Annotated in this window: 14 protein-coding genes, 2 other RNA genes and 7 pseudogenes; 10 read left to right on the top strand and 13 right to left on the bottom strand. The window is 42.3% G+C overall.

Features of this window, described 5'->3' with window-relative positions; genetic code table 11:
- Positions 1–9: 9 nt before the first annotated feature.
- The 3 genes from JRJ22_RS01105 to JRJ22_RS01095 form a co-directional block, all read right to left on the bottom strand.
- Complete coding sequence (locus JRJ22_RS01105; RefSeq protein WP_206102765.1) at positions 10–837, bottom strand: carbohydrate ABC transporter permease; 828 nt, start codon at positions 835–837, stop codon at positions 10–12.
- Entirely contained in the window at positions 837–1,721 is an 885-nt protein-coding gene (locus JRJ22_RS01100) for a carbohydrate ABC transporter permease (RefSeq protein WP_206102764.1), read from the bottom strand. The genes JRJ22_RS01105 and JRJ22_RS01100 overlap by 1 nt, the downstream gene beginning before the upstream one ends.
- A 110-nt stretch (positions 1,722–1,831) precedes the next feature.
- A complete protein-coding gene (locus JRJ22_RS01095) occupies positions 1,832–3,145 on the bottom strand; it encodes an ABC transporter substrate-binding protein (RefSeq protein WP_206102763.1) in 1,314 nt (437 codons plus the stop codon).
- Between the two features lie 106 nt (positions 3,146–3,251).
- Between JRJ22_RS01095 and JRJ22_RS29050 the strand changes: the two are divergent.
- Positions 3,252–3,495, top strand: a pseudogene (locus JRJ22_RS29050) (transposase); the annotation flags it as partial.
- A 279-nt stretch (positions 3,496–3,774) separates the two neighbouring features.
- On the opposite strand, the gene JRJ22_RS01090 reads toward JRJ22_RS29050, so the two are convergent.
- Positions 3,775–4,752 carry a LacI family DNA-binding transcriptional regulator gene (locus JRJ22_RS01090; protein WP_206102762.1) on the bottom strand — a complete coding sequence of 326 codons (978 nt, stop codon included), beginning with the start codon at positions 4,750–4,752 and terminating at the stop codon, positions 3,775–3,777.
- A 137-nt stretch (positions 4,753–4,889) separates the two neighbouring features.
- On the bottom strand, positions 4,890–5,084 hold the full coding sequence (locus tag JRJ22_RS01085; RefSeq protein ID WP_206102761.1) for a hypothetical protein: 195 nt from the start codon (positions 5,082–5,084) through the stop codon (positions 4,890–4,892).
- A 231-nt stretch (positions 5,085–5,315) separates the two neighbouring features.
- Here JRJ22_RS01085 and JRJ22_RS01080 point away from each other — a divergent pair, with 231 nt between their 5' ends.
- Both JRJ22_RS01080 and JRJ22_RS29610 read left to right on the top strand, forming a co-directional pair.
- Positions 5,316–5,696, top strand: coding sequence for a hypothetical protein (locus tag JRJ22_RS01080; protein WP_206102760.1), 381 nt, complete (start codon positions 5,316–5,318; stop codon positions 5,694–5,696).
- 309 nt (positions 5,697–6,005) lie between these two features.
- A complete protein-coding gene (locus tag JRJ22_RS29610; protein WP_206104928.1) occupies positions 6,006–6,182 on the top strand; it encodes a helix-turn-helix transcriptional regulator in 177 nt (58 codons plus the stop codon).
- 136 nt (positions 6,183–6,318) lie between these two features.
- On the opposite strand, the gene JRJ22_RS01070 is transcribed toward JRJ22_RS29610, so the two are convergent.
- The 3 genes and pseudogenes from JRJ22_RS01070 to JRJ22_RS01060 all read right to left on the bottom strand — a co-directional run.
- Entirely contained in the window at positions 6,319–6,672 is a 354-nt protein-coding gene (locus JRJ22_RS01070; protein WP_206102759.1) for a nitrous oxide-stimulated promoter family protein, read from the bottom strand.
- 167 nt (positions 6,673–6,839) lie between these two features.
- Positions 6,840–7,194, bottom strand: a transfer-messenger RNA (tmRNA) gene (gene ssrA / locus JRJ22_RS01065).
- A pseudogene (locus tag JRJ22_RS01060) lies at positions 7,165–7,515 on the bottom strand (Rpn family recombination-promoting nuclease/putative transposase); the annotation flags it as partial. The pseudogene JRJ22_RS01060 and the gene ssrA (JRJ22_RS01065), both read right to left, overlap by 30 nt.
- 75 nt (positions 7,516–7,590) lie before the next feature.
- Here JRJ22_RS01060 and JRJ22_RS01055 point away from each other — a divergent pair.
- From JRJ22_RS01055 to JRJ22_RS01040, 4 genes and pseudogenes are all read left to right on the top strand, one after another.
- A pseudogene (locus tag JRJ22_RS01055) lies at positions 7,591–8,626 on the top strand (IS630 family transposase).
- Between the two features lie 854 nt (positions 8,627–9,480).
- The gene (locus JRJ22_RS01050) at positions 9,481–10,560 is read left to right on the top strand and encodes a GGDEF domain-containing protein (protein ID WP_206102758.1); all 1,080 of its coding nucleotides are present in this window, start codon (positions 9,481–9,483) and stop codon (positions 10,558–10,560) included.
- A gap of 97 nt (positions 10,561–10,657) precedes the next feature.
- Entirely contained in the window at positions 10,658–11,953 is a 1,296-nt protein-coding gene (locus JRJ22_RS01045) for an IS110 family RNA-guided transposase (protein WP_054940686.1), read from the top strand.
- A 1,456-nt stretch (positions 11,954–13,409) separates the two neighbouring features.
- Complete coding sequence (locus tag JRJ22_RS01040; RefSeq protein WP_206102757.1) at positions 13,410–13,607, top strand: hypothetical protein; 198 nt, start codon at positions 13,410–13,412, stop codon at positions 13,605–13,607.
- Between the two features lie 791 nt (positions 13,608–14,398).
- Here the strand turns inward: JRJ22_RS01040 and JRJ22_RS01035 are convergent.
- A pseudogene (locus JRJ22_RS01035) lies at positions 14,399–15,302 on the bottom strand (IS256 family transposase); the annotation flags it as partial.
- Between JRJ22_RS01035 and JRJ22_RS29045 the strand changes: the two are divergent.
- The 3 genes and pseudogenes from JRJ22_RS29045 to JRJ22_RS29035 all read left to right on the top strand — a co-directional run.
- A pseudogene (locus JRJ22_RS29045) lies at positions 15,270–15,944 on the top strand (recombinase family protein); the annotation flags it as partial. The pseudogenes JRJ22_RS01035 and JRJ22_RS29045 sit on opposite strands and share 33 nt — an antisense overlap.
- A gap of 164 nt (positions 15,945–16,108) precedes the next feature.
- Positions 16,109–16,198, top strand: a pseudogene (locus JRJ22_RS29040) (hypothetical protein); the annotation flags it as partial.
- 138 nt (positions 16,199–16,336) lie between these two features.
- Entirely contained in the window at positions 16,337–16,765 is a 429-nt protein-coding gene (locus JRJ22_RS29035) for a hypothetical protein (RefSeq protein ID WP_232381232.1), read from the top strand.
- Positions 16,766–16,992: 227 nt separating this feature from the next.
- Here JRJ22_RS29035 and ssrA (JRJ22_RS01025) read toward each other — a convergent pair.
- The 4 genes and pseudogenes from ssrA (JRJ22_RS01025) to JRJ22_RS01010 all read right to left on the bottom strand — a co-directional run bounded on the left by ssrA (JRJ22_RS01025) (position 16,993) and on the right by JRJ22_RS01010 (position 23,666).
- Positions 16,993–17,322, bottom strand: a transfer-messenger RNA (tmRNA) gene (gene ssrA, locus JRJ22_RS01025).
- 15 nt (positions 17,323–17,337) lie between these two features.
- Positions 17,338–18,990, bottom strand: a pseudogene (locus JRJ22_RS01020) (reverse transcriptase domain-containing protein); the annotation flags it as partial.
- Between the two features lie 392 nt (positions 18,991–19,382).
- Positions 19,383–20,657 (bottom strand): DUF6602 domain-containing protein, encoded by a 1,275-nt coding sequence (locus tag JRJ22_RS01015; protein ID WP_206102756.1) that lies wholly within the window; start codon positions 20,655–20,657, stop codon positions 19,383–19,385.
- A gap of 27 nt (positions 20,658–20,684) precedes the next feature.
- Complete coding sequence (locus tag JRJ22_RS01010) at positions 20,685–23,666, bottom strand: AAA family ATPase (RefSeq protein ID WP_206102755.1); 2,982 nt, start codon at positions 23,664–23,666, stop codon at positions 20,685–20,687.
- Positions 23,667–23,883: the final 217 nt, after the last annotated feature.

The following is a 23,883-nucleotide window of genomic DNA, read 5'->3' as shown; positions in this document are numbered from 1 at the left end:
CATAGCGCCTTATTTGATGGAGCCCTGCATGACTCCTTGAATGATATACCTCTGGGCAAATAAGTAAACCACCATAATAGGCAGAATGGTCAACACAAGACCAGCCATAAGAGGGCCGTAATCTACCGAATAGGTTCCGTAGAAACTAAACGTGGACAACGGTAGCGTCCGGTTTTCTGGACTTATCAGCACCAAGGATGGAAGCAGAAAGTCGTTCCAGATCCAAAGTACGTTAAGAATTGAAATTGTGGCCGTTGTGGGCATGAGCACTGGGAAGACAATTCGAAAGAATGTTTGTGTACGTGTACAGCCATCGATCATCGCAGCTTCCTCCAGTTCAGCCGGTACGCCTTTCACAAAACCATGATAGATGAAGACTGCAAGAGAGCAACCAAATCCAACATACATATAGATCAGCGACCAGACATTATCCAGCATGTCAAGCGAGCCGTATATTTTCACCAGCGGAATCATAATTGCTTGGAACGGTATGATCATAGAAGCGACCATAAGCAGGAATGTATATTGATTGAACTTCGTTTGGTTGCGGACAAAGTAATGCGCAGTCATCGCCGATACCAGTGAAATCAGCAGGACAGCCAACACGGTAATGATTAGGGAATTGGTAAATGAACTAAGGTACCCCATTTTTTCGAACGCCGTGGTATAGTTTTCCATACTGAATTTTTGCGCGAATGCCAATGGGTTTGATGTAATTTCTGTATTTTCTTTAAATGAGTTGATGAGCAAAAAGAGAAAAGGAAAGATGAAAAGAAATAGAAGAACAGTGAGCATTAGCCCTTTTAGCAAGGAAGAAGAAGCTCTTGTACCGACCATTATGCCTCCACCTCCAATTTCTTGCTGAAGTAAACTTGCAGCAGCGTAATAGCGGCAACAAGCAGAAACAGAACCAGCGCCTCGGCTTGACCGAGGCCATAATCACGGGAAAGGAATGCTTTTTCGTACACATGCATCGATACCATCTCCGTGCTTTTAAAGGGGCCGCCCTTCGTGAGGGACAGGTTGACATCATATACCATAAACCCGCGCTGAAGCGTAAGAAAGATGCATACGATAAAGGATGGCACCATGAGCGGCAGTATCATTCGGCTCATACGCGTCCAGCCGCTCGCACCATCGATGCTTGCTGCCTCGAGAATATCGTTCGGTACGCTCATGAGACCGGCGATGTAAATCACCATCATGTAGCCGGCATATTGCCATACTGTGACGATTACCAGACTCCAGAACGCTTTATCCGGGTCGGCAAGCCACGAAGTAGAGAGAATGGGGATCCCTGTCTTTTGGCCGACATACACTAACACATTGGAAAATATGAACTGCCAAATCAGGCCAAGGACGATCCCTCCGACCAGGTTCGGAATAAAGAAACCGGCGCGGAATACATTCTGTCCCTTTATGCCCCTCGAGAGGCTGTAGGCCAAGAGGAACGCGACTGCATTTACGAGAATAACGGTGAATGCGACATACTTGAGTGTCAGACCAAAGGTCTTCCAGAACACAATATCCTTAAAGACCGCTGAATAGTTCTGGAAGCCCACCAGTGAATGGGTCGTCGAGATGCCGTCCCAGTTTGTAAACGTTAAATAGATACCATACAGGAAAGGAACCATCATTACCGTTAGAAAAGCGAACAGGGTTGGACCCGTAAAAAGCAGCCGGGTGCGTATCCGGTTCCATTTCCCCTTTTCCTTAATCATTTAAACCCCTCGCCATCTTGATAGGTTAAGTAATCTGGTGTAACAGAAACAATGGATAAGGCCATTAAGACCTTACCCACTAAATAATAAGGCTGGTTGGACGTCTATCTTTACTTCACACTCTTCCAGTACTCTATAATTTCATTAGTCAACATAGCCCGATCGCCCGATTTGCTCAAATACTTTTGCATCGAGGCACCGACTTTTGCCCAATGGTCAGCCGGCAGCGTACTCATCGATTGTTCGGATTTGCCTTTCGCAATGTAGTCCTGGATCGATTGGCCAAGCGGATCGGCGGCTGGCAACGTAATGTTTTTAAAAGCTGGAATGATGCTGGCCTTGTTGACAAGGAAATCCTGTCCCTTCTGATCGTAAACCATCCAGTTCAGGAAGTTCTTGGCTGCCTCCTGCTGTGCCGGAGTGCTCTTTTCCTTGTCGATAATGATCCGTTTTGATACTGCCGACGAAATTTCCTGGTTCCCGTAATCTGCTGCATTGTTGCTGATCGGTACAGGAAGGAACCCGTAAGTGCCGTTTGCGGTATCAAAGCTCTTAATTTGCGGCCATGCCCAGTTGCCCTGGAACCAAATGCCCACTTCGCCTTTGCCAAGCATCTCTCCGCCGCGCTCATACACGCCGGAAAGCGGGGAGTTTTGGTCGATGTTGTATTTCATCATGACATCGAATGTATCCATCAGGCCGTTAAAAACGTTGTTCGTAGAAAGGTCGGCCGTACCAGCTTTCAGTCCGTCGATAAATTTATTCACTTCCGCCATGTCCTTGTTTTGTCCCGCATAGGCAAGCGGGAGAAAGTGGGCGCCGAGTGACCAGTCCATTGGAGAAATGATCAGCGCCTTTTTACCGGAGGCTTCAATCTGCTTGAACAGATTTTCCATGTCGTCTCTCGTCTTAATTGTAGAAGGATCAAAGTTTCCGCCTGTCGCTTTATCCAGTACCGCTTTGTTATAAATGAAGCCGTAACCTTCTATGGCGAGAGGGAAACCGTAGTTCTTACCATCAAATGTGGTGAGCACAGTCGCGTTCTCAACAGCATCGGCATTCCACTTTTCACCGCTCAGATCCAAGATGCGGTCCTTAAACTTCTCAACATCTCCGGTATCCATAATCAGCATGGTCGGCGGGTTTCCGGAAGCATATAAAGTTGAGGCTCGCTCGAAAGGGGATGTTCCTGCAGGTGCCGCCGTAACCTCGATTGTGATGTTCGGGTTATCATTATGGAATTCCTTGACAGCATCTTCGAGCTGTTGTTGAATTTCACCCTTCGAGTTCAAAAGCGTGATCTTCACTTCTTTTCCTTCCGACCCTTCACCCGGTGTGTTCGCATCCTTACTATTGCCGCATGCGGAAAGCACGAGCGAAAATGCTACCACGGAAAGCAAACCTTTAAACCATTTCTTCTTCATCCCACTTACTCCCCCATAAAAAGTTTTGAAATCGCTTGCATTCACTTGCAAATACGATTATATGTCAAACCTTTGACATATTGAATTTGCAAAAAAAATATTCGTTTCCGAGCGTCAATTGAAGCGGGGAATCCAGCCCAATCTGGCTTACCGCTTATTTCTGGCTGGAATTGACCGACAAGGTTCCGGACCGTACAACCATTAACTGAAACCGTCGAACCCGGTTTAAAGATACGAACCTCTTCCAGAATATCTTCGATGAAATGGTCCTCCAAGCGATTTCGCACTGGGTGGTAAGCGGAAGTGTGCTCATTACCGATTCAACTCATGTTAAAGCTAACGCGAATAAACACCATATACGAAAGAACAGATCCTGCAACATACCAAGATCTACCCTGACGAGCTGAATGCCGCCGTTGGTGAGACTGTGCACGCAGTCACGGAACCACCGAAAGGTGGTGACCTGGCATGCTTGGGAGGAAAGCTAGGGATTGGTACTGCGCAACAACCGGCTCAGCAAGTCCGGTATACTTTATTTGACGGACCTGATTAGCAGAATGCAAAAAAAGAAACCCAAGGTCATAAATGACCTGGGTTTCTCGACACTCTGAGAACCGGACTTGTTCGGTTCACGTCGTTGCGCGTTCAATTAACTCCACGGGCAAAATGTTTTCAAAGGCCACCAGCTCATCATCCATTTGCATGCGAAGGAGCTTGATGGCCATTTTGCCCAAGGCATCAATCGGCTGGCGTATGGTCGTCAGCTCGGGCCGAACCCATCGTGATGCTCCCACATCGTCATAGCCGACGATCCGGATATCCTCTGGAATTCTCTTCCCTGCTTTCAAGCTTTCTTTAATTGCATAGGCACCTAAAATGTCGCTGGTGGCAAAAATGCCGTCAATATCGGGGTGCTCTTGAAGCAATTGTCCCAGCAATTTCTCATACTTGTTCTCGTCAAAAACGTTTAATCCCGTCTCGACGACCAAACGTTCAACGCCATGCTTTATGGTCACGTCAAGAAAAGCATCCGTTCTCTGATTGGACAGCATCTGAAGCTCCAGGTTACCACAAATATGCGCGATCTTTCGGCATCCTTTTGCCACAAGAAGTTCTGCGGCCAGTTGGCCTCCCCGATAATTGTCAGAGCTTATGTAAGGAATATTGTTATGAATTTTCCTGTCGATGGTGACGATAGGCGAATTCAAGCTGCGATATTCCTCGACTTCCAGCGTGTGACTGCCCATGATTATGCCGTCTACCCGATTTCGTTTAAGCATATCGATGTAATCTCTCTCTTTATCTGGATCCATCTGAGAATTGCACAGAAGAACCTTGTATCCCTCGAGATACGCGTAATATTCGACCCGATCCGCAAGTTGACTGAAGAAGGGGTGGGATACATTAGGGATAATAAGACCAAATAAATTTGATTGTTTACGGAGCAGAGAGCGGGCGATTTCGTTCGGCTGGTAACCCAATTCCTCCATCGCGCCGGATACTTTTGTTCGGGTCATTTCACTGATATATCCTCGGTTGTTTAGAACTCTCGAGACGGTTGTGACCGATACACCTGCCTTGAGTGCCACATCATGAATAGTTGCCATTTTCCCACCACTTTTTGGTATCTTGTTTAATCCAACTATAACGAAAGATACATCATTTCACAAGTTAGTATAAAAAAACGCTTGCGAAGAGAACACTCCTGCAGTGAGGAAAGGTCGTTATTAGCTGAAATTCCGAATCACAAGCGAATGGCATCCTGGCACACAAAGAGGCGACCAGTTTTGAGCATTTTTTGATGATCATAAGGTATCTCTGATCTTTGATGCCCATATTCCAAATGATATGTGTGATTGATATTGTCGAAGAAGGGGCCGTAACGCCCCTCAGAACAGAAGAAACCGGGAACCCCTGAAAGATCACTTGGTTCGCTCAAGCGGTTGATGACGTTTTTGCATCCTTATAACGTTCCTGAGCCGGCATGCTTCGATACTCACGTAACCGAATCGCCTTCTCCTCGAAACCACGGTCTCGAAGCAGATGCTCAAAATGATTGGAGCCGGGAAGGACCGGCGTCTATTCCGGTTTGCAATGTCCCCATATTATTCAGGAGTCACTGCAATCCTCCAAGCACAAGCTGCAGACAGTAGATATGGGGGACGATCACATGGCATTTGCCTTATCCGCTCCATTGTCCGAAGAATATGCGAAGAAGCTGCAAGTATCCCAACAGTTAATAGAGCAGTATTTGTCAGTTGGAACAACCGTCGCTTGGGGTAGAATGCTGCCCAGCCTGACCGACATGCATGAGATCTATATGGAGACGTATGAACTGACACAGGAACGGTTCCGGTTCGGACACAGAGCGCTCATCGTGAAAGCATGGCTGCCCGTCACGACCGGAGAACTGTATCATTTGCCTGTGAACAAAGAGCGGCAGATCGCCCAGGCTCTTTCCAAGGGGAATGCGGAACGGTTCTGGAAGTCATACGCTCAGCCGTGGTCAAGCTGCGGGAAATGTCCTATTTTGAATGTAAAATCTAACTGATTACCTTGTTTATGGATATACGCCGGCTCATGCAGGAGCACTCCGGCCAGCCGCTGCCCAGTTCATGGGAGCTGACTTCCATCGAGAAACAGATCATTTAGCAGGAGACGACGGTAAATGTAGTGCCATGGATGGAAGCATTGGTAACCAGGACACTTGAAGACATTGTGACTGCCCGAACAATTAACCGATCCGAACTTGTCCGCAAAAATGCTGGCCGATCATTTGGAATTGTCCGTGAATTATTTCCGCAGTTTATATAAAGCGGAGACAAACTAGTCCATTACGAACAAAATCTAGGAGAAGCGCCTGAATTTCATCTGTCAGGAGTTAATTGCCCCCGATTCTCCTATTGAGCCCATCGTGCAAAATTTCGGATTTTCGTCGCTGAACACTTTTATTCCAGCTCCACAAAAGGTGTATGGAATGACACCGGCCCAATACCGGAGGAAACATCGGAATGGCAATACCATGGAGAAGGTGTAGAGCATCTGGTTTGCGGGAAGTCAAAGCAAGTTATATTACTTGGGCTGCCAGCTACCAAAAAGGGCCTTGGTTGCCGCTTCACAGTTCCATTCCTTTGTGTTACAGACCTGAGGTCTGGAGCAACTCGTTAAGATAACTATCGTGAGCTTGATTTTCTTAACTTATTTGGTATTGGGATATGCCTTATGGACTCAACCGGATGATATAGCAGCATCCACGGACCTGAAAAACGCATAATCCCCTTGATTTTTTGCCGGTAAACCGGTTTATAGCAATGAATAGGACACTTCGCACAAGCTGTCTTCTCTTCACCGAATTTGCAGCGGGAAAGTCTTTTTATAGCATAATCGTTTATGTTCTGACATTCTTCACAGAGCTCAGTTTGATGATGTTTTTTCTTACAATAAATACGAATCATTTTGGCCACAATATCTTTTTCTTTGCGAATCTGGGGACCATCGTTCAGCTGCTGATCTGCTTCTTTTCTCATATAATGAAACCTCCCTGCTTATAAATAATACATAAGGCTTGCTTATCTATTAATATATACTTTTGTGCGTATCATGCCGAGCAGTTGTCGAAGGAGAAAGCAGCAAGTCTGCAGACAGACACTAAATGAAAAAAGGACACCCCTAAAGGTGTCTTTTACATTACTCTATATGGAGCCGAGGGGATTCGAACCCCTGTCCGAAGATAACGGCACATAAGCTTCTACGAGTGTAGTCACAGTTTTGATGTCACCCGAGTATCGCCCCGTAACCGGCTATACGTTGGGTCAGCCTGATTATCTTCTTCCGTTGACCCCAGGCGGAGACCAAGCGGCGTATCCCACTACTAGTTAGCCCCTATCCCTGTCACATGGGCGATGCAGGGTAGAAGCACGCACACAGTTTCTTAGGCTGCGAAAGCGTAGTTTGTTTGTTGTTTGCCGTTTAATAGGCTTTAGCGTTGATAAATCTTCTATCACCAAACAGGCAACATATTAAAGCTTGATAGATTTGATTTCATCCTCACTTAGACCAGTTGCTTTAGCAACAGCCGCATAATCCATTCCCATAACCAACAAGTTCTGAGCAACTTCTATCTTCCCTTTTTTTATACCTGCCATTTCCGCACTACCCAGCATGGAGGCTTCATCATGAAGATATTTCTGTCTAGCTTCATACAGCCGTCTGGCCTCTGAATCCTGACTCAAATATTGCAAAGTATCCATGGCCTTCTGTAGTCCCGGTTCGTTCATCTTCAGCACCTCCCATTGCGATGTATCGGCACCTTTCAGGAACAGTAACCAATTGATTAATCCACCTTCAGACGGAACACTATATTCATCTATATAAGTTGAACTATTTTATCAGACATGAAAATAATGGGTAATTAATTTAGACCATAACCAAAAGAGGTGAGGTCTATGAAAACTCGGAAAACAGAAATTGAATCTCTAATTGAGGCTATGCGAAAGACTCAAAATAAACGATTGTACGAGCGATATCAAGCCGTTTGCCTTCATTTAGAAGGGCGAAAAACAAAAGATATTTGTGCTGTTGTCAAACGTAACCGACAAACGATCGAACGGTACATCCAGGCTTTCAAGCAACATGGAATCTAAGGGTTGGTCCCTGGTTATTCCACAGGAAGGCCCCATAAACTAGGGCCCGATCAAGAGAAGCAGTTGGCTCAAACCATTCAGCAAGCAACCTGTAGATGTTGGATTTGAAGCTCAATATAATTGGACGCTACGTCTGGTGGTTCATTATATTCAGCGGGAATTTGGTCAGAACTTTACGCAACGGGGAGCATCTAAAGTCCATCATTACTTAGGCTTTAGCTATACAAGCCTACGTACACGCTCGCTCGTGCAGATCTAGACAAACAGAGAGCGTTTAAAGAAGAGATTTTCCCCGCTTTAAAAAAAAGTCCTGAATAACGAAATTGATCACCTTTTGTTCGAAGATGAATCGATGATCCGGGATTACCAAGCTCTGCAATACAATTGGTTTCTCAAAGGGAAGCAACGAAAAATAAAAACACATGGACAACATCGAGGAGCCAAGTTGCTCGCTACGCTAAACTATGAAACGGGTCAAATTGTTTGTCATGAAGCCGAAAATTACGATATGTTGACCTTTGAATCTTTTCTAAAGCGTGTACTGCAGACTTATCCCGAAGGTAATATTGTGATGATTTTAGACAATGCTCGTATTCATCATGCGAATCACATTCAATCTTTCCTGAAGGAACATCCACGGCTAACTTTTGTCTTTTTACCGCCATATAGCCCCGAATTAAATATGGTCGAAGGTTTATGGAAATGGCTCTGAAGTGATGTTATTAACAACGTGTTTTTCGGGAAATTTTATTATATCCGTACTCACGTCCGTGAATTTATACAGAGACTAAACCGCTCTTCCCAGGAGGTTATTGATCGATTGTGTGTGCGGTTTTAATCTTTTGTTCAACTTATATAATCACAGCCTCCCCCCATTAAATAATAGAAATAATTGGGACATCTGCATTGATCCTTGGAAACTACTCATTGAGACTAATCGTTATTATGAGATTAAGCCAGAAGATGGCAAGTGAAAAGACTCTACAAAGAAAAGCTTAACTCTATAGTTGATGAAACAAAATCTTATAAAAATGGACATCTTTACAGTTCTGCCTTTTGTACTAAAGATCACATCGATGATATGCATAGAGAAATTGTAAAGAACCTGCAAAGCCAAATTACAACTTATCTAAGCGATCTTCATTTAAACCAAAGGATTGTTGAACAGCAGCTCATTCAATCCGAGAATGGTATAGCGTATAAAAGTTAACATTCATTTTAGAAAAATGGGGAAAAACCTCAAAGTCATGCACAAAGATGGTTAATAAAAACGAAAAAGATTATCGTACTTCTGTTTGTTTTTGGACTGTTGTTTGGTGGGAATGCTAATGCTGCAACCTCAAAAGAACAAAACCTATAGAAGTTTACATGGACGGTGAACGCACACCGTTTGTCTGAGGTTTGTTTCATTGCTGTATTCAACCGTGCAATCTCTTTGGTGCTCATTTTCATCTCCGCCTCGGATTCATGTACAATGTGTTACCCATTTTGGCGACCCTAAAGACTTTCTTAGATTATTAATTACGCTCGATATAGCATTTTGAGTAATCTTTTAACTACCATCGAATACGGATTGTACCATTAAATTAAATAGAAACTCTAATAAAGAACCACTCCATACTCAAGAAGAAATGGTATATTTAATGAAGAGACTAAAGAAATGATGACACCAATGGATTGGATGCGATCCCTTTGACAAAAGGACAAGAACTGTTTGAAGATGTAGGAAAATGGCAGAGAAAAATTATGAACGGCTATTGGATTGTGGTTTTGATTTCCTTAGTCGCAGAGATTGTTGCCCTTATTATTAAGATGAAACTCGAACCGGAGAATGTTCAATATTACTTGATTTATACGATGGTTATTCCTACCTGCGTGCAAGTCACTCTCGTCACGGCAAATGAACTGTTGGAAAGGTACTATAGAAAATCACGCCCCTACACGATTATCTTAACAGGTACCCTAATTGGTGCCGTTCTGATTTACAGCAATACGACGGTGATCGGCATACAGTATGTCATGATGATTCCGATGTTGATCGCAGCCTTTCAGTTTACAAAAAAGCATCTAACCTTCGCTTTTTTGATGGTAATCGCCGAGCTGGCGATTATGTATATTCTGTTTCCATTGATTTGGACCCATATGACGATATTTGAACGGTTTACCCTGTTCTATATTCTGAGCGGAGAGTATTTGATCCTGGTTCAACTGCTCCACAGAGGGAGTGACATGCTGGAAAGACTAATCAGGACTTCGCGTTCTGAACATGACTTGCTGATCAAAAACACCATCATGGAACGGTTAAGCAAAACCGACGCGTTGACAGATCTATACAACCATAGGACCTTTCATGAATATTTAGACCATTTGATTGATTATTGCGCGACAAACACAATACCACTCCAAATTGCAGTTATCGATATCGATAATTTCAAATCTATCAACGATACTTACGGACATACGGTCGGAGACATCATCTTGAAGAGAGTGGCCGACATTCTACAGCAGTCGCTTACTTCGGATGAAATTATCGCCCGATACGGTGGAGAAGAATTCGCCATCATTTTTCCCGCGAAAACCTTGGAGCAAGCCTTCGATATATGTGAACATGCTCGAGAATCTATCAGTCAGATCGATCACATGGAAATGGAAGGACGCCGCGTCACGGTCAGCATCGGATTGTCAGGATACGTTCATGGTATGAGCAAATCCCGTTTTTTCAGTGACGCGGATTCCTTGCTCTATCAAGCCAAAAAGGAGCCATTCCTGTAATGAATTAAATTGAGGTTTGAACAAAAAAAGCGCCTCCTGTATGCTGGGTCTCGAATGCAGTCACATTCATGCCCGAATTAAAAGGAGTACGCTCACTATGAAGTATAAACAATCGAAGAAACAGAATCAACGAATCATTCGAATTTCCGAAAATACCCTTGTGGTCGGCGCAGATATCGCCAAAGAAACCCATGTGGCCCGCGCTATCGATTTTCGCGGGATTGAACTGGGGAAGGATTGTGTGTTCTCCAATACCCGTACCGGGCTAGAGCAACTGGTTCAGTGGATGAAGGAGCTTCAGCGGGAGCATGCCAAGAGCGACGTCCTCTTCGGCATTGAGCCCACCGGACACTACTGGTTTACACTGGCGGAATATTTAGGGCGGCAGGGCATTCCTTTGGTCATTGTGAATCCCCATCACGTACACAAAAGTAAAGAACTTGAAGACAATTCACCCACCAAAAACGACTATAAAGATGCCAAAGTCATTGCTGATTTGGTGCGAAACGGGAAGTACAGCGAACCTAAACTGCCGACGAGCGTTTACGCCGACCTGCGGATTCTCATGAATCTTCGGGAGAAAATCATGGTGAACTTCGGACAGGTGCAAAGGCGGGTGCAGAACTGGCTGGATCGCTTTTTTCCGGAGTACACGCAGGTATTTAAAGACTGGGAAGGCAAGGCTTCACGCATTACGCTTGGCGAGTTTCCAACGCCAGGTGAAGTCGTAGAGATGGGCACAGAGGCCATTGTACAGCGGTGGAAGAAAGACGTGAAACGAGCCGTAGGAGCCAAACGAGCTCAGTACCTCATGGAAACGGCGAGAAGTTCCATCGGTCTAACCGAAGGACTTCCTGCAGCAAAAATAGAGATTAAAATGCTTCTGGAACAGTACGAAATGTTCGCAAGACAACTCGAAGAGATTCTGGCCGAGGTGGAGCGTCTACTTTCTCAAATCCCAGGAACGGAGGAGATGCTCACCGTGCCGGGCGTGGCCGTGGTCACCTTGGCGGGGTTCCTGGCGGAAGTCGGGGATCTGAGCGGTTACGAGCATGGACAGCAGATTATTCGGCTCGCCGGACTGAATCTCAAAGAGAACAGTTCAGGAAAGAAAAAAGGCAAATCCAGCATTACCAAACGTGGACGCGCAAGGCTAAGGGCCCTGCTGTTCCGGGCAGTGATGCCCATGGTAGCAAAGAACGCCGAGTTTAAGGCGCTGCACCAGTACTTCACCAAACGAAGTCAGAATCCACTGAAGAAAAAGCAATCCATTGTGGCGTTGTGTGGGAAACTCATACGTGTCCTGCATACGCTGGGCACCAAGCAAATTCCGTACGATGCAAACGACGTTTTAGGGCCGGTACGTCAGGCCCAGTTACAGATGGCAGCTTAAGAAAAACCGAAATCACGTTTCTCACCGGACTGAAATGACCAAAGACAATGGAAGCACGGAGCAGCCGTAGGTTTTTCACCATAAGGGCAAAGACCCTGTAAAGGAGCAAGAAACGGCGTCCACCTTTTGAGAGGCAGAACGAAGGAATGTAAGGGCAACGACCCCGCGTGACATGGGAGGGTAAGCCGTCAAAAGAAGGTGTGGATATCCAAAGTGCGATCAGTGGAAGTATCCATGGGCTGGGGACAAGGTTCCCCAATCTCTATTCCCGCCACCGGCTCCACCAGAAAATATTGTCATCCTTACATGACTTCTCCAGCCCTCATCAAGTCAATGGCTGAAAATCTAAGAACGAGTGAGTAAACGAGAGAAAATATTAATTTATAGTGGGAGGGAAAAAATAAAACTGTCTATCCGCATGACAAAAAACTTCCCGTTCACTTGGGATTTTAATGGCTATTGGGGTTAGCTACATCTGAATTAGCATATCAAATCATGTTAGATACCGAAGTTATGTTGCTAGTGCTACGCGGAGAGCCGCTTAGCGGACGACAGACCACCCTATCCGAAGGTCCGCTATTCAGGCGGACCTTCAATTCATTTTCCCGAAATAACTGCCGCAGTACTCACGTTGCGAATTTTACATTTTGTCTCACCCTAAATATTGTGATAATTCTGAAATTACTGGACCATTACACTCTAACATAACCAGTCTTACCGTTTATGAGAAGAGAACATTAGAGTTATTGAACACTGGTTCCAGATCCGCTCCTCGTCCGTAACTGCGACATTCCTACCTTATAGTATGGAAATTAGCTTTTTATCGGTTTTCAGCTCTCGTAGACACGTACGTATATGTAAAGGTGAGTGCGAATGTATCGACCAGTAAAAGATTTGTTATAATTCCTTAGAAAAGCGCCGTTACTACATGGATCCAGGTATCAACCTGTAAAAAAGGAATTAGAACAAGTGTTCGGTATCCAGGGAGAATCTCCTGAATACAGGGTCCGTATTTCGCTAAGTGTTACAGTATTCTAGCTTCAATACTCACAAGTAAGGAGCATTATACGCCGCCTATTACTCTTTCAATATAGCCTTCACGTTTAGCTGTTTATCATTTTTCCATCTTATAATACACTTACGTTTACATAAACGTAAGTGTATGTGAATGGTAAAGTTAATAACGGCATCACGGTTGTAAATTGTTATGACAGAGAAGTTCAGAACTTAAGTCTTGAACAAATCGTCCATTTCCCGGTATACCTTAATGAATTCTTTTATGATAATGTTGAACCTCTCAGCACAGTTTTTGGGAGTAAAGGAGTATTATTTGGATAATACCTACTATTTATCACAATCATCGCTCATATAGCTAATCACAACACCTCTCTCTATATACAAATAGTTCCAGATAAGTATAATGAGGTTTATACTTATGCTGAGGGGGTTCGATTGAATGAAGGCATCTTCCGAATTTATAAAGCAGTTGGAGTTATTGTTCGAGCAGTATGAGAAAGAGGTTTTGGAGAAGCAGCAAGACGGTATTCTTGAAGAAAAGACAGCTAAGACATACCTTCTCCACTCTAATAACTTTGTAAGATGGTGTCGAAATGATTTTGTGCCAGGGGCAAGGAAAGCCGGTATCCGTAAATAGAGGAGATGTTCAGATAAATATTGGGCAGTTCTTAGACTTACATCGCTTTGCCATCGAGCAACAGGTTGAAATTCTCGCAGAGTATTAACAACGACTTGCAAATGCGTTGACGAACGATATTGGTGGAAGTGGACTAACTCCATTACAATTTGTGGAACAGCAGAAAAGCGGAATTGACCAGATCTGTGGTTTAATTCTTTAATCAGCGGAGTAAGGTATCTCAACTATTCACCAAGGTTTAGCATGGGCAATGGAGGACCATTAAGCGTGAAATAATTTTACGAATTGCTGACCAAATGTTGACCGTGCAAAAGGAAGCTAACGCTTAGGTAAAGCGACCCCTTTCGTCCTCTTAAGGGGAGACGCAGGGAGAAAGCCCCCTGCAACCCTCACTCGCCGTGCGGCAACCCCAGCATAGTCTGCTGGGGGATTAATGAGAGTGATTCCGACCATCGGATTCATGGTTCATTTTTTTCCGGAGGGCTGGCCCAGCTATGGCCGGAATTGCAGCTCTATTTCATCGTAATATTCAATTACAAAGAAAACAGCCAGCCTCCCTAGTATCTTGACGGGAGAGTTGGCTGTTTTTGATCTTAAAATTGATTTCGATAGAGTAAAGCTCATGTGTTAGGAATAAAGTTTTAGGAACAGCCTATAGAGCGTCCTTGCTGCTTCTCCCCTAGTTACAGTAGACTGAGGATTCAATTGGCTATCCGACGATATTTGGGTCTGTAAAATATATTGTGTAAACTCTTTTAAGCACAGATTTCCCCGAGGAGGAAGTCGCGATTCTAACGCAAGTGTTGACCGACCCGATCGGGGAAAAAGACCGAAAGGACGTCGACGGTGGCCCGATAGAGCATTTTGAGCAAAGCTTCATCCGTGGAAAAGATGCTTTTTCCCTTCGTCACTTTTCGAAGCTGACGTTGGTAACTCTCGATCATATTGGTGGTGTAAATGAGTTTACGGATCTCGGGCGGGTACTTGAAAAAGGTAGCGAGCTCGTCCCAATGGGTCCGCCAAGAATGGATAATGAGGGGGTACTTCGCTCCCCAGACTTCCTCGAAACGGTCGAGTTCAAGCAAGGTGCCCCTCGGTACCTGCCTTGTAAATGGGCTTTAAGTCGGCAGTCACTTTCTTAATGTCCTTGTACGACACGTACCGTGTAGAACTGCGGATTTGGTGAATAATACATTTCTGGATTTCGGTTTGGGGGTAGCAGGCTGCAATCGCTTGAGAGAACCAAGTCAGGTTATCCACGCAGATAATAAGAATGTCCTGAACCCCGCGATTCTTCAGTTCATTCAGCACACTCAGCCAGAACTTGGAGGACTCATTCTCACCAATCCACATGCCCAGCACGTCTTTGTTTCCGTCCAGATCAATGCCAATGACCATGTAGGCAGCTTTGTTGATAATGGCCCCGTCCTGTTTGACCTTGAAGTGGATCGCATCCAAATAGACGACCGCATAGACGCCTTGCAGAGGGCGGTTCTGCCATTCTTTAATGAGAGGAACAATTGTATTCGTGACATTGGAAATGAGCGTAGGCGAGACCTCAATACCATACATCTGCCCTAGATGATCCTGGATTTCCCTTGTGCTGATCCCTTTGGCGTATAGGCCGATGATTTGCTCTTCGATGCCGGTTACATTGGATTGATGCTTCTTGACGACCAAGGGCTCAAATTCACCCTCGATGACCGTGAAGTGTTTCAGAAGATGATTGCCCTTGCCAAGCGCTCTAACCGACCTTTTGACGCTATCCTTGTCCATAAGTTTGACCGATTCTCCCGTAAGCGTGATGATCATGTGTTCTACAAAGCGCTGTTAGCCCAATTGGGTGTAAAAGTTATATCTGTAACGGAGCAAACAGAGGCAGATTCGCCGCAAGACAAGCTGCTAGAGGGAATGCTGGAGGTGATGTCCGAGTTCTTTAATGCCAACCTTGCTGTAGAGGTACGTAAGGGAATGTCGCAGAATGCCAAGCAAGGCTTCAACAATGGCGGTACGCCACCATATGGTTATCGGACAGAACATATAGCGATCAGTAATCAAAAAACTAAAGCAGTATGGGTACATGGTCCACGTGAAGAAGTGGATATAATCCGCTGGATATTCAACCAGTACGCTCATGAGAATATGGGATACAAGAAAATCTCTAGCATGCTGAATGAAAAGAGAGTCCCCACGCAAAAAGGTGGTCAATGGTCTGCAAGCACGATCCGTGCAATCATCTTCAACGAGTCTTATATTGGGCGGCGCTGCTGGAACAAGCAGGATTATCAGACCAGCGGTAAAAAGTGGCGTGACCGTTCAGAGTGGATCATTACGGAGAATGCACATCCAGCTATCATTACCGAGGAGCTTTTCAACTTATGTCAGGACAGAGCTAAAGCGAAGCAAAACGGAGGCGGCGTGACACACCATCCTTTCCAGCTCAAACCTTGTTCTCCCTTCTGGCTACGCAGCTTCTTCTTCTGCGAAAATGCGGTTCCAAAATGTTGGGGCACTCTACTTCAACCACACGCAAGTATGGAGGTCAATGTTACTATGTCTGTGGCGGGTATATGCGGAAAGGGAAACAGTTCTGTGAGTACACAAGCTGGCGTAAGGAAAACATTGAACGCATTATTACAAGCAAGCTACGTACAGCCGTCCTTCGGCTGACACTGGATAACCAGCTTGAGCAGGCAATCCTCAGCTACCATCAGGAGGCAAACAAGCAAATGCTGAGTGCCATATCAACACTGGAAACCGAAATCGAGTTCCTGAGAAAGAAGACAACGGATATGCAAGCAGACATCAATTCAGGGAGGGCCAAACCCTTCTATAAAGACTTGCTGGAGGAGATGAACAGCGAGCTTCAGGTCAAAGAAACCGAGCATACAGAGGCGCTGAGAGGCTATAAACCAATGGTTTTGGAGGTGGGAACACTTCAATTAATACAGCTTGAATTAATGAAACTAATTGAACTTCTGGACGATGAAATGCCTAGTGTAGAGCAGCTGAATATCATGGTTAGTAAGTACGTTCAAAAGCTCATTGTGCAGCGGGAGACTAAGACTGTGCATCTTACATTTCATATTGTGCATGATGGAAACACACTTTATGAGAAGTCTATAGCAGCAGATTGGGACGTTTCTTCCCGTCTGTAGCGACTGTTTGCGGGGCATCAACCACTGTGTTTTTGCCCCCTTATCTCTCGCATATTCATAGCGGTTTATGCAGCACAGAATAAACCTTATGAGAGAGACTCATGCTATTCATAGCCAGCACTGCTCAAAAACCCAGTAGTATCAAGGTATTGTAGTCGCAATGTACCCCTGATTATCTCCTGAAAACATGAAAAAAGAGTACCAATTAAGGTACTCTCTCATACTCCATATGGAGCCGAGGGGAGTCGAACCCCTGTCCGAAGATAACGGCACATAAGCTTCTACGAGTGTAGTCACAGTTTTGATGTCACCCGAGTATCGCCCCGTAACCGGCTATACGTTGGGTCAGCCTGATTATCTTCTTCCGCTCGACCCCAGGCGGAGACCAAGCGGCGTATCCCACTACTAGTTAGCCCCTATCCCTGTCACATGGGCGATGCAGGGTAGAAGCACGCACACAGTTTCTTAGGCTCACTCAGTACTTATTATATTAGCGATTTTCTTTTAGCTAGTCCAATCACTTCAGATATTGGTATCACTTCATTTGGTACGACTCCGTTCATTGTAGCTCCCTTTACAGCAACTGCAATGACTTCACTTGTTTCATTAACAATAGGCCCACCGCTGTTTCCGCCATAAATAGTAGGAGTTATTTCATAACGCCTATGGGTAACTGTTTTATCACTGCTATCAATATGCATCCTGATGCCCCTTACAAAACCATTGTCCACTCTTATTTCTTGACCTCTTCTGTAATCTGGATAACCGACTAATTCAATAAGTTGATCTGTTTGTATGGCTTCACTATAACTAAAACCTTCTTTATTATGATCTAGGCTTTTTGATCTTAGAATCACAATGTCTTTTTCGGTATCAAAACATTCGATTCGCATCATATGAACATTAAAGTCCTTAGAGTTGAATCCCCTCACATAATAGGGTATTGGGATCAGCATCTCAAGTTCAATTGCACTTACTAAGTCTTTTAAAACGTGAGCATTTGTAACCATTCCAATTCCTTTTAATAAAAATCCAGTCCCTTGATTATGGTAGATATGTTCGAATTCAGTACTTTCTTTAGAAACCAACGCTACAACAGGCTTTTCCTGCTCAATCACAAAAGTATAATCTTCATACATTTTCCGTTTGTTAATCTGTTTTTCTACAGACTTAATAACCTTCTGCTCCGGAGATACACTATTAAAACGATTAGCTAATTTCAAATAAACTGGGTCGCTCGTACCTTTCACATGACCTACATGATTAATCATACCTCGCAATACTGAGAACATTTCTGGTTGATTTACTTTCGCTCTCTGTCGAAATGGATATCTACGAATAAAAATTTCTCTAGCAGCATCAAGATCATTATTGTTCTTTTCAATACAATTCAGTATGGAACGAATTCTACGAATATATGTCCTGCTGACATTTAATTTCTCATTCACTACTATTCCAGTTACAGATTGATTACTTTGACGATCTTGTAACCTTATTTTTTGTTCATTCACATTAAACCCATTGTTTTCAATAATTCGTAATAACTTCTCACTTAATACTACATGACTATCCTCATTTAAAAACGCGATATTTCTAGGGAAATCCTTCTTATTTGTAGAGAATGTAATATCATCGGCATATCGTGTGTACTTAACCCCCTTACTTTCAACGGAGAGTTGTTTAAGTTCTTTATCCAAACTCTTAGCAATAATATTGGAAATAATCGGAGACGTCGCCGCCCCTTGAGGCAAAAAACCCTCTGGATGGCTGCATATATTCGCAAGAGTTGTGGCTACTACTCCACTTAACTTAAAGTAAGAAGCAAACATCTTCCTTACCCTAGCAAAAGATATACTTTCAAAAAAGTTCTCCAGGTCTATATTTAATACAAAAGATTTTTTTAAGTGTTCAGAAGCATTAGTGACAATACTTCGCTTTTCTATAAAACCATGTGCTCGGTTATGGGGATTGAACTGTAGAGAGAGGACATAGGCAAGCTTTTTTTGAAGAATTGCTAGGTTTGAGGAAGGAGAATGAATTGTGCGATAGCCACCACTTTTTTTACTTATGGGAAATGATGTATAGTTATTTGGCTTGTCCCTTATAAGAATTTTCCAAAGAAACTCGGTGGGAATTTCCAAAAGTAATGCTACGTCTTCAAAATCAATTAAGTTTTTAAATTTATTCTTTATTTCTTCATCTGAGCATTGTAACGTGGATTGCATTGAAGTACTGATGATAGGTCACCTCTATTAAAGAAGTAGACAAACAAGTGCATTTCTACCTTTCTAAATCACCGCGTAGATACCATGTGAGACAATTGGATCCAACAATGAGAATAGTGCAGAGAGATGTGTAGATACATTAAAATATAAGATAGCGATTATCACCATCAAAAGTTCAAATGCAACTTGTTTGCTTACAATATTATACTATATCTCATATCTCCTGTCTCGTTAATACCTAATTTATATTCAATATATTGGAACGTCATACACCAATATTCTTATACCATGAAGTTAAATATCAGAAAATTTGCCGGACGCTGTGTACAGGAGTTTTATTACAACTCATCAGCTATATTCGAATCAGGTTATTAAGCTGTTCTAAACACTAACTACATTTGCTTCTTAACCCATCTAGCTAAACGACCACTGTTGTTTTCAGCGGCATAAGCCTGTCCCTTTACAATAACTACCGCACACTCATTTGTTGTAAGTTTTAGCAGTCTATCATCTTCTAAATAAGCCAACCTTTTTTCTTTCAAACCCTCAATTACATCATTTATTGTTCTACCCTCGTCATTTAGCCATTTAGTAAAATCAGCTTCATTTATATCAAGTTCTCCCTTATTACAGAGCCAATTTATTATCATATACTCTTGATCGTCTAACGCGGCAGGCTCCCATTCAAAAAAATCTTGAGTAATATTCTCTAGCTTCTCTTTGCTCACAACATAATAAGAATATTCCCATCCAATTTTATCTTCTACAACAACCGCCCTTGCTGATATAAATTTTTTTATAACTTCTGTTTCCAGGTCTTCTCCAAATAAAACATTAGGAACCCCATATTTATATGAAATCCTTGTCCAAAAAAGCTCTAAAAATATTAATAGAGGATTTACACTTGAAGAAGCATATAATTGCCACATGCCATTATCTATTCCCCCAACATAAGGCATTGCATTCATTTTTAAGAGAGATGAACCGTTGGATACGATTAAGTTAGGGAAATTATGCGGCCCAAAGCCCATAGTAGCATTGGATAAATCTTCAGAAACATTTTCAAAAAGATAATTATAAAAAGCATCTCGCAATCCATATTCTGATGAATAACCCTCATAACCAAAAACAATTCTTAATGGTAGGCACTCTTCAACTATTAAAGTATGATATATCATCTGCTCAGTTAAATTTAACTTTTGTAATGCCTCCTTTGATTCGGGGATTTCATGTTGTGTAATTTGCATGTATGCATCACGTACAGCTTTATAGCTTACGTCAACAGGGCCACTTATTTCAAAAATACGCCGCATCTTTTGGTATGAATCGATTAATTCATTCTTATATAAATTCTTTTTGACTTCAAATATCACCAAAACTTGGGAATGGTGATACAAGAAATCTTTTGAATGAGGCAGTTCAACACCTTCTCCGTTCACAATCATACAATCCACTTGATTGCTCAATTCACCTTGATCGTTAGTTATCATTCCGGAAACAACACGTAAATTTAAACTATCAGGTAAAGTCTTTTCAAGTATGGATGTCGTTAATCCTTCATACATATTCCCTATCATGGGACCATGCTTAATAAATTCATATTTTTTTATAATTTCCTGCTCTTTCTGTAACAGATCATTTAAAAGCCCCGCGACATTTTTTATCAAAGCGAGTTCCCCTCTCCATGTATATAATCATGTAATAGATATTATACTTAGACGATGTTGGAGTGTACTACGGATAATGGCCATGTTATCAATAACTTTCCCTGACATTATTTTATTTACTTGCTGAATCTGGTTTTTAAATATATTTTTTCTTTCGGAACAGCCATGATGGCTATTCTGTAAGTCTGCTTCTATTAACTTGAGGGCTTCAGTCAGTTGAACAACCTGTATAATTCCGTAGTGCTGGTCATCAGAATAAGCCTTCTCAAGTTTCTTTATAAGAGGACCTAAAGTATCCCTTGCTAATGATGGAGAACTAGCCCAAATCAAAATATCTTTGAGCTCGTCTTCACACCACTCCCTAGCAGCCGCAACATAGTCTCGTCCTAATTCAATATCCGTACTGTCATCCATCCATCTATTCCACTTCACTTCCAATTGTCCTGTCCAATCCGATAATCTTACTGACTCTCTTTGTGAGGAGATTCCATAGCAATTGATAAAGTTGGCAGCTATAGAATGACTTTGAGAAATATTTTGTAATTCTCGCGGCCATCTTAGGTCGTGTGAGGCTACGATGACCTGTTTTTGATCATCAGCGTTAAAGATTAGTTGTGCAAAATTTCGTTGATGTTCTTGATCTAAAGATGTTAATGGTTCATCAATGACCATAAAATCTAACCAATCCCCGCTGGAATTTGTCGTTCCTACCTTTGCTAAAGAAAATACATAAGACCAAAGCAATGCACGTATCCTTGAAGCATTAAGAATCCCACCTGCTTCAACTAACATATCTTTGAATCCAACCCAGAAGGAAAGAGAGAAATTCCGCCCACTACTTGTTGGGATTATTTTCTTCAGGATTAAGTCTTCTCCTCCATACAGTTTTTTATATGTTTCATACAACTCAGTTTCTACTCTCTTTAGATCCTCAAGTAATAGTTCATTAGATATAGTAGTAAGCCTGGCCAAATCCACACAGGCAGTCTTAGTCCTTGTAGCTACATTGAGTTTAGTATCGACTTCTTTTTTTTGTTGAAATAAATCTAAGACTTTTTGAAGTTGGTCTACGCAAGTTTGAACTGGCTTAGCTGAAATCGCTATATTATTTGCCATTGTAAGCTTACCCAACATACTTGTCTTTACCATACTCTTATAACCTAATGCAAATTCCATATCATCAGTCAACTGCTTTAGATGTTGGGAAGCCCATGAAATCAACAAAATCTTTTTATTATACTCATCAAATTTCTTCTCAAATGCCTCAAATTGTTCTATGACGGCTGGATCATCAATCAATGCGAACTTAAGACTTGAGAATCCAGTCTGAGAATCCAATAATGGCTCCTCAAACACTAATAAATCATTGACTGACTTATAGCCTATATCCCTAACCGATTCTAACTTCCCTTTTAAAAATCGACCAATGTTACTCTCATAACTATTAGTAATAACTTCTTTAATTGTGCTGGCCTTAATGCGTTTAAAAGAATCAGGAAATGATCTGTCCAATTGGATATTTAAAGAATTTAAAATCTCACCGACGCTTTTCAAAGCTAATCCATCAGTTTGCTTTAGTTCGGCCAGTTCCGTTCTCAACGAATGATTGTGATCCAGTTTTTGCTCACACAATGGGCATAAATTAAAATCATCCTCTTTTATAAGTTGTGCCGCTACAATTTTCAATCTAAGATTCTCAGTTTGCTTTAGTTTCAAATACCAGTCGATAGATAGTTGTAAGTTTTGTTTGACGATATCTTGTGTATTACTCCAAGCTGATTCCGCCTCTTCTCCCCAATCTTCTATAGCCCTAAATAATGACTGAACTTCCCCCCACTTTGAGGGGACTGTTGTTTTTAAATTTTCATGGGCAACTAAAATTTCTTTGCCTAAATTAATTAATTGTTGATCTGGTAGTTCTTCTGAGATATTAAAGAGATCTGATAATTGATTGAGACGTAAAACCTCATTATCTTTTAGCCAATCAATTCTACTAACTGCCCTGTTAATTGGATTATCCTCAGTTACAGCAACTTGTTCATAAGCCTCCTTCATATCAAGTGGTAGATTCTCATTGAAGATTCTTGTTTCATCAGTTAACTGTTGTTTTAGATTTTGGGATTCTTGCTGTAATCTATTTATCTGTGTTGTGAGAGATCTCCCCATCCCATTATTACTTGTAAAAACGCCATACTTATTCAGTGCATTCAGTCCGCTTATTTGAAAAAAAAGATTTCCAATTTGTGTATCATTATTTAATTGAATATGATTAACTCTACCAGGCATTAAGAGAGCAAGTTCTATGCTTAAATAGTCCAGTGAATCCATACCTGTGACCGACTCTTTATTTGTACTGTATTCTCTTCTAACTACTACTGGGAGATCTTCTTCGCCATCAGTAAGTTCCAACTCTACCCAACAATATGGTTTTGCTGTGCCAATCGACTCCAATGCGGGTATTGAAACTTGTATGGGCCAATTATTTTTGACAGTCTTAGCAGTATTTGAATCATCTGTGATTTTTATATCTACTCTTTGAGGAACACTCGGCATTGTTCTATCCCATAGTAGATGCCCTGTCAAACACCAGACAATTGCATTCAAAACAGAGGTCTTTCCTGCTCCGTTTACCCCAGTTAATAAATAAGGCTGTGACTTGAAATCATATGTAAAAATAATGCTATTATAGTTTTGAAGACCTCTGAAATTATACGCAGATAATTTCTTTAGTCGTAACGTTCTATGTGGGGAATCTATGGCTTCACCTGAATGTTCAGGTAAATCTAAGACTTCTTGGGATTCAATTATTTTTTGCGAAAAATTAATTAGCTCTAAAGCTTTGTCTTGTCCAATTGGAGGTTCTATTATTTTCTCAGAGAGAGTTCTTATATGCTGCAGGAGTTTTCTTGAAAATTCATCTTCTATTCTGTGATTCTTACCATTAATAGCAACGTTTTTCCCATTGGCTAGATCGTCCAATAGTTTTCTTTCTCGTACAGACTCATTCAAAATAATCTCCCCCATTCAATTATCTTATTCTACTCGCCCTCTATGTTTGCTAATTTATGTCTGACTCACCAACTTAAACTGTGGTATAACAGCATCAAGAACCCCTGCCCACCACAACATCTCACCCTGTCCAAGCACAAGATTGATTTGCTAAAGGAATTCTTCCTATATATTCACGTTGACGAGCGGTAACCGTCTCAAAATAGGATTTACTAAC

Source organism: Paenibacillus tianjinensis, assembly GCF_017086365.1.
Taxonomy (GTDB): domain Bacteria; phylum Bacillota; class Bacilli; order Paenibacillales; family Paenibacillaceae; genus Paenibacillus_AQ; species Paenibacillus_AQ tianjinensis.
Note: the sequence above shows the minus strand (reverse complement) of the source record. Positions and strands in the feature narration are given on the sequence as shown.